The organism is Streptomyces sp. NPDC001880, assembly GCF_053594575.1.
Window position 1 is genome coordinate 1 of record NZ_JBSFET010000101.1, and the last position, 18,472, is coordinate 18,472.

22 protein-coding genes and 1 pseudogene are annotated in these 18,472 nt (G+C 71.2%); 7 read left to right on the forward strand and 16 right to left on the reverse strand.

Annotated features, from left to right (window positions below; translation table 11 throughout):
* From ACWCQ6_RS31085 to ACWCQ6_RS31110, 6 genes are all read right to left on the reverse strand, one after another.
* On the reverse strand, positions 1-217 hold a 217-nt coding region (locus ACWCQ6_RS31085; protein ID WP_451094878.1), incomplete at its 3' end, for a hypothetical protein.
* A 64-nt stretch (positions 218-281) separates the two neighbouring features.
* Positions 282-1,388: an o-succinylbenzoate synthase gene (gene menC / locus ACWCQ6_RS31090; protein ID WP_451094880.1), complete on the reverse strand. Its 1,107-nt coding sequence runs from the start codon at positions 1,386-1,388 to the stop codon at positions 282-284.
* On the reverse strand, positions 1,385-2,242 hold the full coding sequence (locus tag ACWCQ6_RS31095; RefSeq protein WP_451094882.1) for a GNAT family N-acetyltransferase: 858 nt from the start codon (positions 2,240-2,242) through the stop codon (positions 1,385-1,387). The genes menC and ACWCQ6_RS31095 overlap by 4 nt, the downstream gene beginning before the upstream one ends.
* A complete protein-coding gene (locus tag ACWCQ6_RS31100) occupies positions 2,239-3,384 on the reverse strand; it encodes a M20 family metallopeptidase (protein ID WP_451094884.1) in 1,146 nt (381 codons plus the stop codon). Before ACWCQ6_RS31100 ends, ACWCQ6_RS31095 begins: the two co-directional genes overlap by 4 nt.
* 1 nt (position 3,385) lies before the next feature.
* Positions 3,386-3,688 (reverse strand): hypothetical protein, encoded by a 303-nt coding sequence (locus ACWCQ6_RS31105; protein ID WP_451094885.1) that lies wholly within the window; start codon positions 3,686-3,688, stop codon positions 3,386-3,388.
* Positions 3,685-3,984, reverse strand: coding sequence for a hypothetical protein (locus ACWCQ6_RS31110; RefSeq protein ID WP_451094887.1), 300 nt, complete (start codon positions 3,982-3,984; stop codon positions 3,685-3,687). The genes ACWCQ6_RS31105 and ACWCQ6_RS31110 overlap by 4 nt, the downstream gene beginning before the upstream one ends.
* Positions 3,985-4,199: 215 nt before the next feature.
* On the opposite strand from ACWCQ6_RS31110, the gene ACWCQ6_RS31115 reads away from it, so the two are divergent.
* Positions 4,200-4,766 carry a DUF4291 domain-containing protein gene (locus tag ACWCQ6_RS31115; protein WP_451094889.1) on the forward strand — a complete coding sequence of 189 codons (567 nt, stop codon included), beginning with the start codon at positions 4,200-4,202 and terminating at the stop codon, positions 4,764-4,766.
* 166 nt (positions 4,767-4,932) lie between these two features.
* Here ACWCQ6_RS31115 and ACWCQ6_RS31120 read toward each other — a convergent pair whose 3' ends face one another.
* The 3 genes from ACWCQ6_RS31120 to ACWCQ6_RS31130 all read right to left on the reverse strand — a co-directional run bounded on the left by ACWCQ6_RS31120 (position 4,933) and on the right by ACWCQ6_RS31130 (position 7,119).
* The gene (locus ACWCQ6_RS31120) at positions 4,933-5,943 is read right to left on the reverse strand and encodes a phosphotransferase (protein ID WP_451094891.1); all 1,011 of its coding nucleotides are present in this window, start codon (positions 5,941-5,943) and stop codon (positions 4,933-4,935) included.
* Between the two features lie 86 nt (positions 5,944-6,029).
* A complete protein-coding gene (locus ACWCQ6_RS31125) occupies positions 6,030-6,467 on the reverse strand; it encodes an NUDIX hydrolase (RefSeq protein WP_451094893.1) in 438 nt (145 codons plus the stop codon).
* Positions 6,468-6,609: 142 nt separating this feature from the next.
* Positions 6,610-7,119 carry a mycothiol transferase gene (locus ACWCQ6_RS31130; RefSeq protein WP_451094895.1) on the reverse strand — a complete coding sequence of 170 codons (510 nt, stop codon included), beginning with the start codon at positions 7,117-7,119 and terminating at the stop codon, positions 6,610-6,612.
* A gap of 164 nt (positions 7,120-7,283) precedes the next feature.
* Between ACWCQ6_RS31130 and ACWCQ6_RS31135 the strand changes: the two genes are divergently transcribed.
* Positions 7,284-8,207, forward strand: a complete 924-nt coding sequence (locus ACWCQ6_RS31135; RefSeq protein WP_451094897.1) for an aminoglycoside phosphotransferase family protein — start codon at positions 7,284-7,286, stop codon at positions 8,205-8,207.
* Positions 8,208-8,262: 55 nt separating this feature from the next.
* Here ACWCQ6_RS31135 and ACWCQ6_RS31140 read toward each other — a convergent pair whose 3' ends face one another.
* The 4 genes from ACWCQ6_RS31140 to ACWCQ6_RS31155 form a co-directional block, all read right to left on the reverse strand.
* A complete protein-coding gene (locus tag ACWCQ6_RS31140; RefSeq protein ID WP_451094899.1) occupies positions 8,263-9,372 on the reverse strand; it encodes a hypothetical protein in 1,110 nt (369 codons plus the stop codon).
* A 201-nt stretch (positions 9,373-9,573) separates the two neighbouring features.
* Positions 9,574-9,765 (reverse strand): DUF6381 family protein, encoded by a 192-nt coding sequence (locus ACWCQ6_RS31145; RefSeq protein ID WP_451094901.1) that lies wholly within the window; start codon positions 9,763-9,765, stop codon positions 9,574-9,576.
* Positions 9,766-9,834: 69 nt separating this feature from the next.
* Positions 9,835-10,293, reverse strand: coding sequence for a hypothetical protein (locus ACWCQ6_RS31150; protein ID WP_451094903.1), 459 nt, complete (start codon positions 10,291-10,293; stop codon positions 9,835-9,837).
* Positions 10,294-10,613: 320 nt separating this feature from the next.
* Complete coding sequence (locus ACWCQ6_RS31155; protein ID WP_451094905.1) at positions 10,614-11,141, reverse strand: hypothetical protein; 528 nt, start codon at positions 11,139-11,141, stop codon at positions 10,614-10,616.
* Between the two features lie 128 nt (positions 11,142-11,269).
* Between ACWCQ6_RS31155 and ACWCQ6_RS31160 the strand changes: the two genes are divergently transcribed.
* Both ACWCQ6_RS31160 and ACWCQ6_RS31165 read left to right on the forward strand, forming a co-directional pair.
* Positions 11,270-12,325 (forward strand): tetratricopeptide repeat protein, encoded by a 1,056-nt coding sequence (locus ACWCQ6_RS31160; RefSeq protein ID WP_451094907.1) that lies wholly within the window; start codon positions 11,270-11,272, stop codon positions 12,323-12,325.
* A gap of 5 nt (positions 12,326-12,330) precedes the next feature.
* A complete protein-coding gene (locus ACWCQ6_RS31165) occupies positions 12,331-13,383 on the forward strand; it encodes a polyprenyl synthetase family protein (RefSeq protein WP_451094909.1) in 1,053 nt (350 codons plus the stop codon).
* Positions 13,384-13,440: 57 nt separating this feature from the next.
* Here the strand turns inward: ACWCQ6_RS31165 and ACWCQ6_RS31170 are convergent, their stop codons facing one another.
* Positions 13,441-14,322 (reverse strand): LysR family transcriptional regulator, encoded by an 882-nt coding sequence (locus ACWCQ6_RS31170; protein ID WP_451094911.1) that lies wholly within the window; start codon positions 14,320-14,322, stop codon positions 13,441-13,443.
* A gap of 76 nt (positions 14,323-14,398) precedes the next feature.
* On the opposite strand from ACWCQ6_RS31170, the gene ACWCQ6_RS31175 reads away from it, so the two are divergent.
* Both ACWCQ6_RS31175 and ACWCQ6_RS31180 read left to right on the forward strand, forming a co-directional pair.
* Entirely contained in the window at positions 14,399-15,112 is a 714-nt protein-coding gene (locus ACWCQ6_RS31175; RefSeq protein ID WP_451094913.1) for a CTP synthase C-terminal region-related (seleno)protein, read from the forward strand.
* A complete protein-coding gene (locus tag ACWCQ6_RS31180; protein WP_451094915.1) occupies positions 15,112-15,291 on the forward strand; it encodes a hypothetical protein in 180 nt (59 codons plus the stop codon). The genes ACWCQ6_RS31175 and ACWCQ6_RS31180 overlap by 1 nt, the downstream gene beginning before the upstream one ends.
* 53 nt (positions 15,292-15,344) lie before the next feature.
* Here ACWCQ6_RS31180 and ACWCQ6_RS31185 read toward each other — a convergent pair.
* Positions 15,345-15,497, reverse strand: a pseudogene (locus ACWCQ6_RS31185) (peptidase); the annotation flags it as partial.
* 230 nt (positions 15,498-15,727) lie between these two features.
* Positions 15,728-16,444 carry a TetR/AcrR family transcriptional regulator gene (locus ACWCQ6_RS31190; protein ID WP_451094917.1) on the reverse strand — a complete coding sequence of 239 codons (717 nt, stop codon included), beginning with the start codon at positions 16,442-16,444 and terminating at the stop codon, positions 15,728-15,730.
* A gap of 271 nt (positions 16,445-16,715) precedes the next feature.
* On the opposite strand from ACWCQ6_RS31190, the gene ACWCQ6_RS31195 reads away from it, so the two are divergent.
* Entirely contained in the window at positions 16,716-18,200 is a 1,485-nt protein-coding gene (locus ACWCQ6_RS31195) for an APC family permease (RefSeq protein ID WP_451094919.1), read from the forward strand.
* The last annotated feature ends 272 nt before the right edge of the window (positions 18,201-18,472 follow it).

Sequence of the window (18,472 nt, forward strand, 5' to 3'; positions counted from 1 at the left end):
ACACCCCCCAGGTCATCGACTTCGACAGGGGGCACACAGCCATACCGGACCCGGAGGCCAGGCGCCCCATTGCGGGGCACGAAAAAGGTAACGGGTCCTGGATCTGCACCCCGCTGGCGGTGCGGGCCGGGTCGGCCTTCCCGGCCACCACTTCGATCAGGGTCGACCCGAAATCGTTGAGGATCCGGCCGAGCACAGCCCGTGGCTGCTCCGTCATCTCCACAAGGTGGTTGATCGCGGCCTGTGGACGGCGGGGCCGGCCGGCCGGGGTCCGGGGCCGGTCATCGTCCGATCCATTCCGTCGACGCGGTCACCTCGGCCAGTTGCCCGGGGACCGGGGAGATTCCGAGGCCGGGTCCTCGCGGCACGTCGAGATGGCCGTCCCGCAGCACGAACGGCTCGGTGATGTCGGTCCGGTAGTACCGGTCGGACGCCGATGTGTCGCCGGGCAGGGTGAAGCCGGGCAGTGCCGCGAGGGCGACGTTGGCGGCCCGGCCGAGGCCGGTCTCCAGCATCCCTCCGCACCAGACGGGGACTCCGTTCGCGGCACACACGTCGTGGATCCGCCGGGCCTCCAGATAGCCGCCGACCCGCCCCGGCTTGATGTTGACGACCGAGCAGGCGCCCAACGCGATGGCGTCGGCCGCCGAACGGGCGGACACGATCGACTCGTCCAGGCAGATGGGGGTACGGACCCTTCTGGCGAGTTCCGCGTGTCCCCTGACGTCCTCCTCGTCCAGGGGCTGCTCGATCAGCAGCAGCCCGTACGGGTCGAGCCGGGCCAGCTGTGCGGCGTCGGCGAGGGTGTACGCGGTGTTGGCGTCCACCTGGAGCAGTACGTCGTCGCCGAAGCGTTCCCGGACCGCTCGCACCGGGGCCACGTCCCAGCCGGGCTCGATCTTCAGCTTGATCCGCAGATAGCCCTCGGAGAGGTAGCCGTCGACGGCGTCGAGCAGTGCGGGGACCGAGTCCATGATGCCGACCGAAACCCCGGCCGGTACCCGTTCGGCCGTCGCGCCCAGCCACTGGCCCATCGACAGGTCGTGGGAGCGCAGCCAGGCGTCGAGGACCGCGGTCTCCAGGGCGGCCTTGGCCATCCGGTGGCCCTTGAACGCGGCCAGTGCCGGGGCGACCGCCCAGGGGTCGAGGTCCGGCAGGGCGGCGAGCGCGGGGACGAGATGGCCGCGCAGCACGTCCGCGGCGCCCGCGGTGTACTCCGAGGAGTACACCGGATCGGCCATGGTGACGCATTCGCCGTAACCCTCGTGGGCCTCGGTCTCGACCCTGACCAGCAGGATCTCCCGGGTGGTCACCGTGGCGAACGAGGTCCGGAACGGTGCGACCAGCGGCATCGCGATCCGGTGCAGTTCCACACCGACGAGTTTCATGCCTGACTCTCCTGACGTCTGTCGATCACGTACCAGCCGTCCCGGGTGAATCCGGTGACGGTGTGCCCCTCGGCCATCAGGCCGCCGAGTACCTCGCGCAGCGCGTACCGCCATGCGCGGGCCAGGGGCGGGTCGGTCCGGCGCAGTTCCTCGGCCTCGGCGGGGATCCGGACCAGGACGGTGTCGCCGTCCTGCCGCCCGACGACGGGACTGCCGTCGGGTTCGGCGTCCAGTCCGACCACGGTGCGGGCACCCGCGCCGTCGGCGGTGACGATGTGGGGGGTGCCCGCGGCCGATCCGACGGCGTGCTCGCCGGTCAGCTCCCAGCGCACCATCAGCCGGTCCGTCTCGGTCCCGGCGTTGACCTCGTCCTGCATGACCCCGTAGAAGTCGGCCAGGTACTCGCTGGGTGCCGCGCCCAGTTTGGCCAGGTTGAAGTAGGCGTTGCGGCTGATCAGCGGGTCGAAGGTCCAGGTGACGGTGGTGATGGAGCGGGCCAGGGACCAGGCCCGCTGATGCTGTTTGACCGCGAAGCCGACATTGCCGCCGCGGGCGCTGTCATCCACTCCGGCGATGTGCGAGTGGAGTCCGACGCTGGCCAGGAAGCCGAGGCAGAATCCGATCATCCGGCCGCCCCGGTCGATCCCGACGACATAGCTGCCGGAGTGGGCGAAGACCCGCAGCAGCTCGGGGGTGATCAGCGGGTTTCCGGGATCGGGGCGCCAGATCCGGTCCAGTACCCGGCAGGCCTCGTGCATCTCGTCCAGGCCGTGCAATTCCCTGATGGTGACGCCCGCACGCTCGGCGGCCAGGTCCGCGGCGGCCGTCGCGGCAGCCGCCTGCGCGGCGCTCACGGTCCCACCTTGCCCGGGCCGGCAGGTGACCTGCGCTGCAGCGAGGCCACCAGGGAGGCCACGAGTGCGGCGCGGCGGGGCAGTTCGGCGACGATCACATGCTCGTCGTCGGCGTGTGCCCCGCCGCCCACCGCCCCCAGGCCGTCGAGGGTCGGGGTGCCCGCTCCGGCGGTGAGGTTGCCGTCGGAGCCGCCCCCGACCGCGACACCGCGCAGGGTGCCGAAACCCAGCTCCGCGTAGTGGTCGCGGGCGAGTCCGAACAGCTCGGCCGAGGCGGCCGCGGGCAGCGGCGGTCGGTCCGGGCCGCCGGAGAACGTGAGCGAGGCGCCGTCGAGCACCGGCAGGAGGGCGTGCACGGCACGGTCCACCCGGTCCTGTTCGGCGGGCGTCGCCACGCGTACGTCGACCATCAGCCGGGCCGCGGCGGGCACCGTGTTGCGGGTGGTGCCGGAGGAGGCCACGGTCGGTGTCACGGTGGTGCCGGCCGCCGGGTCGGCGAGGGCGGACAACGCGAGTACCTGGTGGGCAAGTTCGGTGGTCGTGTTGACTCCCTTGTGGGGTTCCAGGCCGGCGTGCGCGGCGCGTCCGGCGATGGTCAGCCCGTAGCCGGACATCCCCTTGCGCTCGGTCTTCAGCGCGCCGCCCTCGCTCGCCTCCAGGACGAGCACGGCCCGGGTGCGGCGGGCCTCGGCCTCGATCAGGGCGCGCGAGGTGGGGGCGCCGATCTCCTCGTCGCCGGTGAGCAGCACCGAGACCCCGTCCAGGTCGTCCAGCACCGAGAGGGCGTGGAACAGTTGCGCCACACCTGCCTTCATGTCGAAGCAGCCGGGTCCGGTGAGCCTGCCTCCGGCGACCTCGAAGGGGTGCCCGGCCAGGGAACCCACCGGCCACACCGTGTCGAAGTGGCCGAGCAGCAGCACCCGGTCGCCGGAGCCGAAGCGCCAGCGCAGGGCGGGCCGTCCCGAGCCGTCGATCCACTCGGGCGCCGCACCGGTCAGCCGGGTGCCGATCCCGGCGGCGACGTGGGCGCACTCGGTGACCGCGGCCAGGTCCTCGCTGGGCGACTCGGTGCCCACCAGCTCCTCGATGTCGGCCAGCAGGCCCGGCAGTCCGGCCTCCAGGGCGGAAACGATCGCGGTCACGTCAGACCGCCTTGGGAGTGGAGCGGCCACCGTGATGGATGTACGGAGTGCCGTCGTCGAGTGTACGGAAGACGACCGGGACCCAGAGACCGAACCCCGGCCGCTGCACGACGCACAGGCCCGGCTCGACGGGGTGCATCTCGTACTCCTTCTCCGTGTCGGGGGCCGGTTTCGGCCAGTGGGTCCGGTAATCCGGTCCAGCATCGCCAGACCGCCGTCCCGCTCCGCAATCTCCACCGTGACGGGCGGCGAGTTCGGTGAGCCGGGAGGTCCAGCGGGCTGACAGCTCGGTGGTGTCGGTCATGTCGTGCTCCGATTCCGTTTCGTTCTGCGGTCGGTGTGCGTGGTGACCCATTCGACCAGCCTGCGGGAACAGTCCTCCCGATGCGAGGGCCGGCCGCCCAGGAGGAACAGGTGGGAGCTGCCGGGATCGCCGGCGACGGCGACCACCACCGTCGAGCCGCCGACGCCGCCGGCGGACGTGCCGCCACCGCACGCGGCCGCGGTGCCGACCGGGCCGAGCGCCGTGACCACCGCGGCGGCCGCCCGGGGCCTTCGGGCCCTTCTGCTCCTGAGCTCCGTGCCTGCGGTGCCGGCCATGGTCACCTCCGAGGGAGCGGCACTCCGCCGCCGAGTGAGGGAACAATAAGCGGCGCCGGACCGGCTCCGAGTGGTCGTACCGCACAAAAGAATGGGGCCCCGACGGTGCGCCGCACCAAAGACGGACGCGAGGTCCCAGTGTCCGTGGACGGAGGAGTTCCGGCGGCGGGAAAACCGATCGCGACGAAGATCCGCTGCGTGAAAATCTGTGGCGCATGACCGCGCAGCACCGGATCCGGGCCGACTACGACGCCCGTACGATCGTCGTCTATCAGGCGTACTCCCCGGCGGTCGCCGGGCCTGCCCTGCGGGCGAACAGGTTCGTGCCGCCGTTCTCCTTCAACCGGATGACCTGGATCAAGCCGTCATTCCTCTGGCTCATGCACCGCAGCAACTGGGCGCAGAAGTCGGGCCAGGAGCGGATTCTCGCGGTACGGATCACCCGGGCCGGATGGGAGGAGGCGCTCGCGCAGGCCGTGCTGACGACGGCCGACCCGTCAGCTGTCGCCGAGTCTCCCGTGCATGTCCAGTGGGATCCCGAGCGCTCGCTGCGGGGCGCGGCTCTCAACCACTACAGCATCCAGGTCGGAGTGGGACGCGGTCTGATCCGAACGTTCGCCGAGGAGTGGGTCGTCGGCCTCACCGATGTGACGCCCCGGGTCCAGAAGATCGCGGCGCTCAGACGGAGCGGCCGGTCCGCGCAGGCTCAGCGGCTGCTTCCGCCCGAGCGGATCTACCCGGTGCCCCCGGCTGTGGCGAAGAAACTCCGTATCGACGCCTGAGACCACGACGCCCGGGTACGGAAAGCCACAAGCACCCGTCGGCACCGGAGGGCTACTGCACCACCTGGAGCGGGATGTGCGCGAAGGCCGCTCGCAGGAGTAGACCTGCATGGTGCAGTTGCCGCTGTCCCGGCCCGGCCCACCGGCCCCGTCCCGCCGGACATCCCTACAGCGGTGGCTCGGCGAAGACTTCGAGCAGCCAGCGCGCGCCCTGCGCATCGCCGGCCCCGCCTACGCCGCTGTACGCGCCGGGGAAGAGCCGTCCCCAGGAGCAGGCCCGGCCGATCGCCCCGAGCCGCCAGGCCAGGCTCAGCGCTCGCCGCAGCCCGGCCGTGGTGCGGCCGTCGCCCGTCCACTGTTCCAGGTAGGCATCCCGCAGCCGGGGCAGCGCCTCGGGTCCGAACCGCTCGCGGGCGGCGCGGGCGGGGACGAGAAAGCTGCAGAAAGGGTGGGCGACGGCCGCGTCGCCCCAGTCGAAGAACGTGAAACGGCCCGGCTCCGGCGCGAAGAGCTGGCCGTCGTGCAGGTCGGAGTGGTCGAGCGTGTCCGCGATGCCCGCTGCCGTGAGCTCCTCGCACCATTCGACGAGCCGGGGCCGCAGCTCGCCCAGGGCCCGGCGGTCGGCGGGCTCCAGTGCGGTGTTCCCCGCCACGGTCCGGTCGAAGGTCTCCGCGAGTGCGGCGGTGCGCGCGCCGGGGACACCGAGCCGTTCGAGCTCGTCGGCGTAGGGAACGAGGGCGCGTTGCATCGCGGCGTACTGCCGCAGCGGTTCCTCCCAGGCACACGGATCGACCGGGGCCGCCGCCGAGTCGAGTGCGTCACGGAAGAGCGTGCCGCCGTCCGGCAGCAGCGACCAGCCCCGGTCAGCGTCGACGGCGAGCGGCCGCAGTACGTACCCGGGCACCCAGCGGGCCAGTGCCTCGGTCAGCCCCGCCTCGAAGGCGCTGGCGGGCGGGTTGGCCTTGAACCAGACGGCTTCGCCGCCCGCGACGGGCATCCGCACCAGCACGGACCACGGCCGCAGTCTCACCTTCCGTGGCCCGGTTCCGTGCAGCCCATGCGCGGCAAGCCCGCGCTCCGCCCATGCGAGGGCGTCCGCCCGCCAGTCCTCCCGCTCCCAGGGCGTCACCGCGTCCGGGTACTTCCCTCGGTCCACCGCCGCCGTATCACTTCGCATCGCGCCATCCCACCACCGGGCCGGTCCGGCCCGCATCCGGATTTCCGGCGGTGGGGCGGTGGGCTACCGGCCCGCTGCCGCGCCCGCTACCGCGTCTCCTGCGCGCCGATCATCGCGAGACCGTCGACAGCCGCCGGGGACAGCAGTGACTCCTCCAGGCCCGACAAGGGCATCCAGCTGACGGCGGAGGTGGAGTCGTCGGACTTGGTGACCGCGAGCGGTCCCGGTTTGAGGTCGACCAGGTAGAAGAGCCCCACGAGGTGCCAGTTCACTCCGAGCCGGTGCGCGCTGTACGAGCGGGCGTCCACCAGCCGGGCATCCAGGAGTTCGAGGCCGGTCTCCTCGCACAGTTCACGTGCCAGCGTCTGACGCGGCTGCTCACCGGGATCGATGCCGCCGCCGGGCAGATGCCACAGACCGGGCATGAAGACCGGTGAGCTGTCCGAGAGTTGGGTGAGCAGCAGCTGGTGCTCCACGACAGCGATCGCATACGCCGATATACGTGAACGTACGTCACTTCCCATGTGTGCCTCCGGTCATCGAGGTCCAGGGCTCCGGCCGAGCCGTGCGGATCAATCTATCGATCACGCGGCGGAGCCCCGACGCGGCAACGGTCGGCCGCCGGTCGCCGGCACCCGCACCGGGGCCCGCTCCCCCGGGTCCCGTCTACCGACGCTCCAGCGTTCCCCGGACGAAGGCGGCCTGGCCCGCGTGCTGCAGATCATCCGAGATGACGCTGATCAGACGCACCCCGAGACTGACCGGCGGCGACCATGCCTCGTCGACGATGTGGTCCAGGGCCCCGTCGTCGAGCCCTCGCACGAACTCGACGGTCCGGGCGTGGACCGCGTCGTGGTAGCCGAGCAGCAGCTCCGCCGAGCGCACCTGCACCGCCGCGACATCGGCGGCGCTGTGTCCGTACCCGGTGGCCTCCTTCGCGAAGGGCAGATCGAAGCGGGAGGCCCAGTCCTCGGAGAACCAGACCTGCTCGACACCGGCCGCGTCCGAGACGTGGTCGTCCTGGATCCGGGTGAGATGCCATACGAGCCAGCCGATCGAGTTCGCACCGTCGTCGAGACGAGCATGGAGGTCGGCGCGTGAAAGGCCCTCGACCGCCGAGTGCACGGTCTCCCGGACGCGGGTGAACGCGTCGGTCAAAAGGGAAGCACTGTTCATGCCATCACCATCACCGCTGCAAGCCCTCTCCCCCGCCATCGACACGCACCGTGCCTCGCCATCCGCGTAGGGTGGCCGCATGCTCTGACACCGGCCCGGAAGCCGGGCGCCGCCACGGCCTCCCTCGCACCCGAACCGTTCCGGAACCGACGAAGGAGAGACCCGTGAGCACCTCCCGCCCCATCGATGTCCCCGACGCGTTCGCCGCGTCCTACGGCGAGAGCGGTGGTGCGTCGGCCCGTGCCTGGATCTCCGCGCTGCCCGGACTCGCCGCGGACTTCCTGGAGCGCTGGAGCCTGCGGCTGGACGGCACCGCGGCACACGGCATGGCCTCGCTCGTGCTGCCGGTGACCCGCGCGGACGGTACGCCCGCGGCGCTGAAGCTCCAGCAGGTCGCCGAGGACAACGTCGACGCCGCGCCGGGCCTGCGGGTATGGAACGGCAACGGTGCGGTGCGCCTGCTCGACCACGACCCGGGCACCGGCACCATGCTGCTCGAACGGCTGGACGAGGCGCGGCCGCTGTCGGTAGTGGCCGACGACGCGGCCGCGGTGCAGATCCTCGCCGAGCTGCTGGCCCGCCTGGTCGCGGTGCCCGCGCCACCGGGCTTTCGGCAGCTGGCCGACATCGCCGCGGCCATGCTCGACGAGGCACCGCGCGCCGCGCCGATGCTGCACGACCCGGCCGAACGGAAACTGGTACGCACCTGCGCGTCCGCGGTGGCCGAACTCATCGGCGAGCCGGGCGACCGCCTGCTGCACTGGGACCTGCACTACGACAACATCCTCGCCGGAGAACGGGAACCGTGGCTGGCCATCGATCCTCAACCTCTGGCCGGTGACCCCGGGTTCGAGCTGTTGCCGGCGATGGACAACCGCTGGGCCGAGGTGGTGGCGACCGGCGATGTGACAGGCACGGTGCTCCGCCGCTTCGACCGGCTGACCGAGGTGCTCGACCTGAACCGGCAGCAGGCGACCGGCTGGACCCTGGGCCGTGTACTGCAGAATGCACTCTGGGACATCGAGGACGGGAAGACCGCCCTGGAACCGTCCCAAGTCGCCATTGCCACAGCCGTGTTGAGCCGGTGAGGCGCAGGGGCACCGTGGCCGGGTCCGTCCGGGAGAACACCTTCCCGGCCACGGCCTACAGCATGGTGAACCGCCTGCGCACCTCGTCGAACAAGCGGGGGTGGTCGCTGCCGTACGTGGCCGCCGCTGCGAACAGCGCGTCGAGCGCCGCACGCAGCGGGTCCGTCTCCGTCGCGTCGAACAGCGCGGGCACCGCCATGGCCTGCTTCAGGAACCCTCCCCGGACTCCGTCGGTCGAGTCCACGAGGGTGTGAGGAATCGTCCGGTCGGCGAGGAAACGGTCCCAGGTGCGCCGGAGATCGTCGAACGGCGCCGGCAGCTCGTGTCCGCGGTCCAGCGCCTCCAGCGCGGGCACGATCCAGTCGACACCGCTCAGGCCCGCTTCCTCATAGGCACGGTGTGCGGCCCAGCGGGCGACGGACCGCTGGACCACCGGTCCCGCCGCGTCCACAGCATGCAGGAGGCCGCTGTCCAACTGCAGCAGTCCCGCTACGTTGCCGCCGACCTCCCGAAGGCTCCGGCTGGGCAACCGCCCGCCCCATGCCAGGGCTTCGGCTCGCCTCTCCTCCGCCTCCTCGGCTCGCGCCTGCTCCGCAGCCCGGCGGCGCTCGGCCTCGGCGCGCTGTTGTGGTGACGGAGGCGGCGGCAGAGTGCGCGTCTGCCGATGCCAATAGTCCGCGGCCTCTGCCGTCTGCCGGACGACCTCGTCGGGGCGGGGCGCCGCCGGCCAGAACTGCAACAGGTACTGATCGGGGGGAGCCTCCCCGGCGAGAATGTCGAGCTCCTCCTCGCGTGCCCGGTCCATGTCACGTCCGCAGTACCGCACACGGTGGTCGGCCACGGGCAGGTCCACGGACACCAACGGACCGTCGCCCCACGGCAGGACGACCGTGGACCGGGAAGCCGGCCGGAACGGAACCTCCACCACGTCCTCCCAGCTTTCGTCGAGCGGAGGTACGGTGTCGTGCACCTCGACGGTGAGTCCCACCTGACCGGTGTGCAGGCTCGTGATCAGGTACAGATAGCCGGGTACAGCGGCTCCGCAGAGCCCATTGGCCTGTCCCGCGCAGGCTTCCGACCAGTGCGCACCGTCCTCGTCGTCCCTGCTCTCCACGTAGAACTGCCGGTAGCAGACGGACAGTTCCCCGCTGTACACCGTTCGCATACCCACCCCTCCATCGGTACTCGGCATCCGGCCAGAAGTATGCGGGTCCGACAGCACCGATGGCCCCGGCATTCCGGCTCGAAGGTCACCTTGCCGACGGCGATGAACAACCTTGGACTGCGGCGCATCAGAATCCCCCGGCTCCCGTACCGTGTCCTGCCGGTACGAGAGCCGGGGGAACGGAAGCGGGCCTTCCCGGGCTCACTTCAAGGGGTATATGTCCCCACTCGCCATGCCGCTGACCTGCTCACTCTCCGATTCGATCCGACGGGCCTTCTCCTTCAGGCGCCGGCGTTCCTCGGGGTCGGTGGCGCGCTCGGCTTCGTCGTTCAGGTCCTTTGCCTTGGCCCGCATCTGCCGCACGCGACTGCTGAGTTCGTCCGAATCAGTCATGATCACTCCTTCTGTGTGCGGGGCCCGTCACGGTCCGGGCCGCCGCCCGTCCGGTCCCCGGCCGGTGAGTCAGCCCGGGGACCGGTGCCATGGACACCTGGACGTCTCCGTGCGTGACCAACGGGTCCTGGCGCTCAGGAAGCCGAGACCGATGCCCATCATCCAGAAGTCCTTGGCCATCGGGATTCCGGCCTCGGTGGGCCGGAGACTTCCGGGCTCCCGCATTCCGGGAACCCGTAGATACAGACCGATCAGGCCCCCGGAGAACCCGGTCAGCGCCAGCCCGGCCAGTCGGGTCGGCACAAAAGGCGCGAGCAACGTGCCACCGACCGCGATCTCCGACCAGGCGAGCAGCCGGGTGAATCGCTCGGGTTCGATCTTCTTCAGGAAGGGATAGGCGACACAGGCCAGGCCGTGCAGGCCCTCGGCCGTCTCCGCGTCGGCCTTCAGCATGCCCAGGCCGGAATTCAGGATGAACGCCCCGGTGGCGAGGCGAGGGGGCACATCGCGCGGTTCGAGAGTCGTCATGGGAGCCTCCGTCCCGTACTGGGCCCCTCGTCGAGCTTAGCCAGTAGGCGCCGCTGGCGCTCCACAGGAAATGGGGCCCCGACCGCGGGCCCGGCGTCATCATGTCCACCGCCGGCGCCCTGGATCAGACGCTCGCGCCTGATCCAGGGCGCCGGACGAGTCATGGTTTGAGATTCAACGATTCAGGACGCTCCCACCGGCGATTGCAGGACAGCCCCGAGGTGGCACTCAGGCAGTTTCCGGACGACGGGTCGGTGACCGCGGGGGAAGGCTCCCCGCATGATCCGCGCCCGCTTCGGTGCCGACCGGCTTGCCGTGCGTCACCGTGATCCGCGGCATCCGCGCCCCGCCGACAGGCAGTTTTCGATGAAGCCCTGATCGACGTTCCTGAACCGGCCGGAGGCAGTCGGAAGCCCGAAACCGCCGATGCGGGCCACCGCCGCACCGGTAGCAGTCTCGACGACGCCCCCGGCCATCAGCCGCGCCGCCCCGCCGGCGGAGGCCCGCTTGAGCACCAAGGAGTACATCGTCCCCGGAGTGCAGGAGAGCGCAGGGGAGCCGAGCGCAACGGAACCGGACCACACAGCCCATTCCGGCACCGCTTCCGGCCCGTGGGCGCATCGGTCGCCCATTGCCGTGGCATCAGCACCGAAAGGGCCGAAGGGGGTGAAGATCATTTGCGCGTGAAGTCGGCGACGCCGGAGCGGTTTTGGCCGGATGGCGACGAATTGGTCACCGGACCGCAGTCCCGCCGTACCGGCAATGCCGACTTCCATTCCTCGCGGAGCAACCTCGGACAGGCAACCGTCGTCTTGATCCACAGCAATGCGGTTCGCCGCGAGCGACAAGCCACGTCCGCCCCTTCACGAGCAACCCGGGTCCCCCCATCAAGCAACTATGCATTGAACGTATACATGGAATGCATAGTTGATTCCTGTACCGATCGATCCGATCCGGCCGCGCACGAAAGGCCCCCATGCACAGCAAGGCACTGGCGCCCGAGTACCAAGGCGCCCTCACCAAGATGTCGGTGAACGCCTCTCTCACAGACGTACTGGCAGAAGGTGTACGCCACTTAAGGGAGGCCGAGCTCTCCGGTTCACAGCAGGAGGTGGCTCGGTGCGGGCTCGCCGTCGCCGAGGCGCACCGCAGGCTCGGCAACGTGACGGAAGCCGATCGGGCCTGGAAGGCCAGCTACCGGTCCGCCCGCTCGGCCGGTGACCTCGGGGCGATGGCCTGGGCGCTGTGGAGCGGCGGGACGCTGGCCAGACAACGTGGTGAACTCAGGCTTGCTTTCAGGCTGTTGGGGCTCGCAGCCGACATGGGCAAGCGCGGCGGGGACATCGTCGCCCGCGGCTACTCCCTCGCAGGCCTTGCCGAGACCGGCCGAATACAGGGCGACTACGAGACCGTCGCCACACTCCACGAACAGCTGCTCGCCGAAGCACGCGCGCGCGGCGAGGCACGCCACACCGTGTGGGCGCTGGAGGGAATCGCGCAGATCCACCGCAACACCGGCTCGCTCGACACGGCCCTGGCCATGTTCGAAGAGGCGGCCGAGCTCGCCGGCAACGCGGACGACCGGCGCGGCCGGGCGTGGGCACTGCGCGGCATGGCCGACATCATCTCCCTGCGGGACGGTGATCCGGAGCGCGCCCTCGCCCTGCTCGCGGAGGCCGAACTCACCTGTCGCGAGATGAATTTGTCCAGTGCGCTCGCGTACAACCACAAGATGCGTGCCAATGTCCTCTTCCGCGCCCGCCGGTACGAGAAGGCGCGCGAGATGTACGAGGAAGCGCTGGCGGAGTTCCGCGCCATGACCGAACCCCGGGGTGAGGCGCTGGCCCGGCTCGGCCTCGTCAAATCGCTCGCCCGGCTCGGCCGCGACCGGGACGAGACCGCGGCCGATCTGCACGAGTTGCGCCGCACTCTCGACCGGATCGGCCTGCTCAATGCCCGGGACATGGTGGACAAGGCGTACGCCGAACTCGGTGTGGCGCCGGTCGACGGTGACACGCACGGGGAGAGCTGACGACGATGACACCACCGCCCGCAACCCACCAGGCCGCGGCGCCTGAAGTGCTCGCCCGCTGCCGCGACCTCGTGCGCCCGGCGCTCGCACAGGCCGTAGGACGCCTGCATCCGTGGCACGCGGAGATGGCAGCATTCTCCCTCGGATGGGGCGCGGCGGACGGCAGCCCCGCCCCCGGCTCACAGGGCAAGGGGGTCCGTCAGGCCCTCACCCTGCTCAGCGCCGAGGCCGCCGGGGCACCGGCGCAGGATGCGGTGGTGGGAGCGGTCGCCGTGGAGCTGATCCATGTCTTCTCCCTCCTCCACGACGACATCATGGACGGCGACGAGACCCGCAGGCAGCGCGCCACCGTGTGGAAGGCGTACGGCACCGGCCCGGCGATCCTCGCGGGCGACGCGCTCTTCGCGCTGGCCGTGCAGACCCTGGCAGAATCGCCCGGGAAGCACAGCGCGACGGCGGTCCGGCATCTCGCCGGGACACTGGCCGACCTGGTCCGCGGTCAGGCCGACGACCTGCTCTTCGAGTCCCGGCCGTGGAACGGGCCCGAAGCGGTGCAGCCGCACGAATACCGGTGGATGGCCGAACACAAGACAGGTGCGCTGCTCGGCTGCGCAACGGGCCTGGGCGCGGTGCTCGCAGGCGCCCCGGCCCCGACCGTCGACGCGCTCGTCCGGGCGGGCCGGCATCTGGGGGTGGCGTTCCAGGCGGTGGACGATCTCCTCGGGATCTGGGGCGACCCCGAGGCCACGGGCAAACCCGTGCACAGCGATCTGCGCCGGCTGAAGAAGACGTACCCCGTCCTCTCGGCCCTGGCTACGGACAGTTCCGCCGCACGGCGGCTCGGCACGCTGCTCGGCACCGGGAACCCGCTCGACGGCACCGACGCCCTGCGGGCGGCCGAGCTCGTCGAGGAGGCCGGCGGACGCTCCGCTGCCCTGGCCGAGGCCCACCGGCAGCTGGACAGCGCTCGCCGCAGCCTGGAGAGCGTTCCGCTCGCCCCGGCCGCGCTCGGCGAGATCCTCGTGCTCCTCCCGTTCCTCATCGACCGTACCCGCTGAACCTGTCGCCCCGGCCCCGCCCCGGGCCTGCCCGCCGGTTCCGTCGCCTGCTCGTCGTCAGCCGGTGAGCCCGGCGACGAGTTCCTGCGCGACGGCGGCCGGGGCCCGGGGGTGGAGCACCTCGGTGCGGTGGACCAGGCGGGGCGCGGAGAGCCGGATGCCGACCGTGCCCGGCAGTACGGCGGCCAGGGAGAGGGGCACGGCCGCCAGCCCGTGACCTGCGGCGACGAGCATGCCGAGGCCGTACACATCGGTTCCGCCGTACGTGAGGTGCGGGCGGAACCCGTCGGTGTTGGCGGCGGCGCGCAGCTGGGCGAGGGGAACGGCGGTGTCGGGGGCGTCGATCCAGTGGGCGTCGGCGAGGTCGAAGAGCCGCAGGGAGCCCCGGTGTGCCAGGGGGTGACCTGCGGGAAGAAGCACGGCGAGGGGCTGCTCGGCCACGGCCAGGCCGGTCATGGGCCCCGCGTCGGGCACGGGCAGCGGGTCGCTGGGGGCTGCCGCACCGTCGATCAGGCCCAGGTCCGCGGCTCCGGTGAGCACCGCCCGCACCACCGCCTCCCGCCCGAGAACCTGGACGTCCACCGCGAGACCCGGCGTGTCGGCGCGCAGGCGGGCCAGGTCCCCGGCGACGGAGGGCGTGAGGGCCGCGGGACAGCAGACGAGGGTCAGCCCTGTGAGGTGCGCCCGCCCGACCCGGCCGACATCGGCACGGGCCGCGTTGATGCGGAGCAGCAGCGGTGAGGCGTGCTCCATGAGCCGTTCGCCCGCCGCTGTCGGCCCGACGGGGCGGCGCTCCACCAGCCGGGTGCCGAGATCGTTCTCCAGGGTGGCGATGTGCTGGGACACGGCGGACTGGGTGTAGCCCAGTGCCTGGGCGGCGGCGGAGAAGGAGCGGTGTTCGACGACGGCGACGAAGGTACGCAGCAGATGCGGGTCCATGTGCATCAGTATCGCTAATGCTGGATGCACTGATCATCGTTGGACGTGATGCGGAAGCTGCGTTTCGATGGGGTTCATGACCCACACCGCACGCATTGCCCTGGTCGGCGACCGGGATCCGGCCGTCCGCTCCCACACCCGCGTCCCCGTTCTGCTGGACTCCCTGCGCAACCGCGACGGCCTGGACCTCGACGCCTACTGGATCCCCACGCAGGAAGCCACGGAGGGTGTCGGGGGGTTCGACGCGGTCTGGATGCTGCCCGGCAGCCCGTACCGCAGCGAAGCGGGAGCGCTCGCAGCGATTCGTACCGCGCGCGAGGAAGGCGTTCCGTTTCTGGGCACCTGCGGGGGCTTTCAGCACGCCCTGCTCGAGTACGCCCGCCGGGTGTGCGGCCTGACGGACGCCGGTCACACCGAGAACGAGCCGCTGACGGCCGCCGAGGACGCGGTGGTCGTCCCGCTCGCCTGCTCGCTGGTCGGCCACGAGGGCGCGATCGAGCTCACCGACGGCTCGCGGGCCGCCCAACTCCTCGGCGCCGAGCGCACGATGGAGCGCTACTACTGCCACTACGGCCCCAATCCGCACCATCTCGACCTGCTGCGCTCGCACGGGCTGCGCTTCACCGGCATCGACGACGCGGGCGAGGTTCGAATCGCCGAACTGCCCGCACACCCCTTCTTCCTCGCCACCCTCTTCCAGCCCGAACTGCACGGCGACGGCACCCGGCCCCATCCCCTGATCAGAGGGCTCGCCGAGGCCGCTGTCCGGCACGCGGAGGGCTCGCTCTGATGCGGATCACGGAAGACACCTCACGGAACTGGAGAACGCGTGCGACGGCCGTGGTCGCCTCCTATCTGCGGGCCTGCACGGTCCGCGACGCCTACGCCAGGAGCCCGCTCGCGCCGGCTCCGGACGCCGCGCTGACCGCCGCGCGCACCGACGCGCCGCTCGTCGGGCGTTGTCCATGAGCGCCGTTCACCGGGCATCGGCCATGAGGTCCTGCAAGTGGCAGACAGCCCGAGCCCCAGCGGGTGACGCCGTTGACGGTGGTCTGTTGCGATCCGGTGCGGTAGCGGGCCGGGGAACCGTCCAGCATCCGCACGTCGTCCGGGGGCAGGGTGAACATCAGCTGGAGCGACTCCGGTGGGCGCAACTCGCCGGAGAACAGTGCGGCACTCCAGTCCCGCGGCGGGCAACGTTTGCCCGTCGAGAGGAGCGGCGTCCGGTGCGTGCTCTCGGCGTACCGGCCAAAAGCCCTCGTACTGGACGTACTTGGGACTTAGTCGGTGCGGCGAAAGTGCGTGCCGGGCGTCGCGACGGGGCGAACGCTGCCTGCCGCGGCACTAGCTGTCGTCCCGCGCCCGCCGGGGAATTCGGGACAGCCCTTGGGGTCTTTCGTTTGGATCAGGCCGGGCTCGAGGGGGCGCGGGCGGCGATGGCGTCCAGCATCAGGTCCAGCGCGAAATGGAAGTTGGCGTCGTCCTCCACCGAGGCCAAGTAGGGTGCCGCCGCCGCTATATGGGGGTGAGTGGCGGCGGGAACGGCCGCGTACTCGCCGGACCAGGCGGACTCGTCGCCGCGGCGGGTGTGTGCGTCGAGCGTGCAGTACGTGGCGTCCATGCACGACCACGCCAAGACGAAGTCCACCAGCGCACGGTAGTGGCGCACGGCCTCCTCGGACGGAAATCCCGCGTCGGACAGTGCGGTGAGGGTCAACTCGATGGCCCTCATCTCGGCCGGGCGCCGCGTGATGCGCACCGTGGCGAGCACGGCGGCCCGCGGATGCGAGAGATAGACCTTGTGGATGCGGATGAACAGGCCGCGCAGCGTCTGCCGCCAGTCGTCGGAGGGGTCGAAACCTTCGATGCCCTCCTCCAGCAGACGGTCCGCCACCGCCAGCAGCAGATCGTCCTTGTTGCGGAAGTGCCGGTAGAGGGCCGTGGGGTCGGCGCCCAGCTGGGCACCGATCCGGCGGAACGTCAGGGCGTCGGCTCCTTCGGTGTCCATCAGTTCGAGGCACGCCTCCACGATCAGCCGGGGGCTGAGCGACGGCCGCGGACGGCCGGAGTCGGCGCGCTCCCCCCTGGCGACCGCGGCCCGTTTCCCCGTATGCGACTCCACTGCGCACTCCCCTCACTCCGGTCGGCCCAGCCCCATTGTGCCGGTTGTGCCGCCCGTGGCAGCCCGGTACACCAACCCCGGCAGTCCTGAGTCAACTGCGTTGTCATCACCGTTGACTTTGCCGTCGCTTCCCTGCCACGCTGCCGCCACCCGTACCGCACCCCCGGCACGTCGCACCGCCGTCAGAGGCAAGGAGAAGCCCATGCCCGGTCCCCCGCCCCCATCGTCCGCACCCGGCACAGCAGCCGCCGGCGCCCCGTCAGGACACCCCGTGGCGCTGCCCAAGGTGCTCGGGGTGATGGACGGGGTCGTGCTCTCTCTGTCCAACATCAGCCCGACCTTCAGCATCGGCGTCGGCCTGGGCGTGATCGGCGCCTCGGTGGGCGTGGGGATCCCGGCGGCCTTCCTGCTGGGTCTGCTGCCGATCCTGGGCATAGCGCTCGCCTACACCAAGCTGAACCAGCGCGAGGCCAACTGCGGCACGGCGTACGTGTGGGTGGGCAGAGCGGTCGGGCCGATGCCGGGGTACATGATCGGCTGGGTCACCGTCGTCACCCAGGTGCTGTTCCTGTCCTACGCCATCCCGCTGATGGGGCAGTACACACTGCTGGCCGTCGACTCGATGGGACTGCACCGGGTGGCCGGTGTGAACCTGGCCGATGCTCCGGTGTACGCCTCGTTGACGGCGGGACTGGTCCTCGCCGCCGGTCTCACCGCGCTGGCGATTCTCGGCGTCGAGGTCGCCGCCCGCTTCCAACTGGTCCTCATCAGCCTTGAGTTCGTGGTACTCCTCGCGGTCTGCCTGTGGGCCGTCGTTGCCGGCCGCGCCGCCTCCTTCGACCTCGGCTGGTTCTCCCCCACCGTCTTCTCCTCGCCCTCGGTGATGGCGATGGGGATCCTGCTGGCGGTGTTCATGTACTGGGGCTGGGAGACCGCGTTCTCGGTGACGGAGGAGAACGCCGACGCACGCACCTCGGCTCGGGCCGGGATGTGGTCGCTCGCGGCGGTCGCCGGACTGTTCCTGTTCGCGGCCGTGGCCTTCCAGCGCGCCCTGACACCCGAGGAGCTGGTGGCCAACGGGGAGCGCGGGCTGCCCTACATCGGACAGATGGCGGCCGGGGGCTTCGGCCGGGCGGTGACCACCCTCGTCCTGCTGTGCTCCATCATCGCGTGTGTGCAGTCGGTACTGATCGGCTCCGCGCGCCAGACGCTCGCGATGAGCCGGGACGGAGTGCTCGGCGCCGGCTGGGCGGCGCTGCACACCCGCCGTCGTACCCCGCACGTGTCGACTCTGCGGATCGCCGCGGTGTCCGCGGTTCTGGCCCTGCTGTCGGCCGGTCTGGGCAGTCTGCAGGACATCATCGTCGGATCCGTCACCTCCGTCGGCATCCTGATCGCCCTCTACTACGCCTTCGCCGCCCTGGCCTGCGCAATCACCTTCGCCCCGGACACACGGCGCAATCCGCGCATGCTGCTGGTCACGGTGCTGGTGCCGGTCGTGTGCGGGCTCGCACTGCTCGGGCTCGGTTGTTACATGGTCTTCAGTCTGTGGACGTCCTCCGATCACTTCGCCTTCGCCGCCGACAACGGCCGCTTCCTGACCCTGGTGCCGGTGGTCATCCTCGTCACCGGAGTCCCGGCCGCCCTGTGGGCCAAGTACCGCCTGCGCGCCCCCTACTTCTACCGCGACCCGGCGTCCGCGACCCGTACGCCGCAGGCACCCGCGCCCTCCGGAGGCGCCGCGCCGACCACGTAACGCACCGGCACACCGCACCCCGCCGTGCCGAACGAGTCCGCCTGCCTCCGCCGCTGCCCGACCATGAACCAGCACCACGAGGAGTACCGATGGAGGCCTTCCCCGGTGGCCGCCGACCCGGCGGATGCTCGACGCGATCGTGCCCGGCCGGCTCGTACGACCGGCCGACCGGAACCAATGGCCGCCGGCGGGGTGCGGGCCCGCGGCGGGCGCCCCCGGGCGGGGCCCCCGCACGGTCGCCGCCCAGGCCCCCCCCCCCCCCCCCCCCCCCC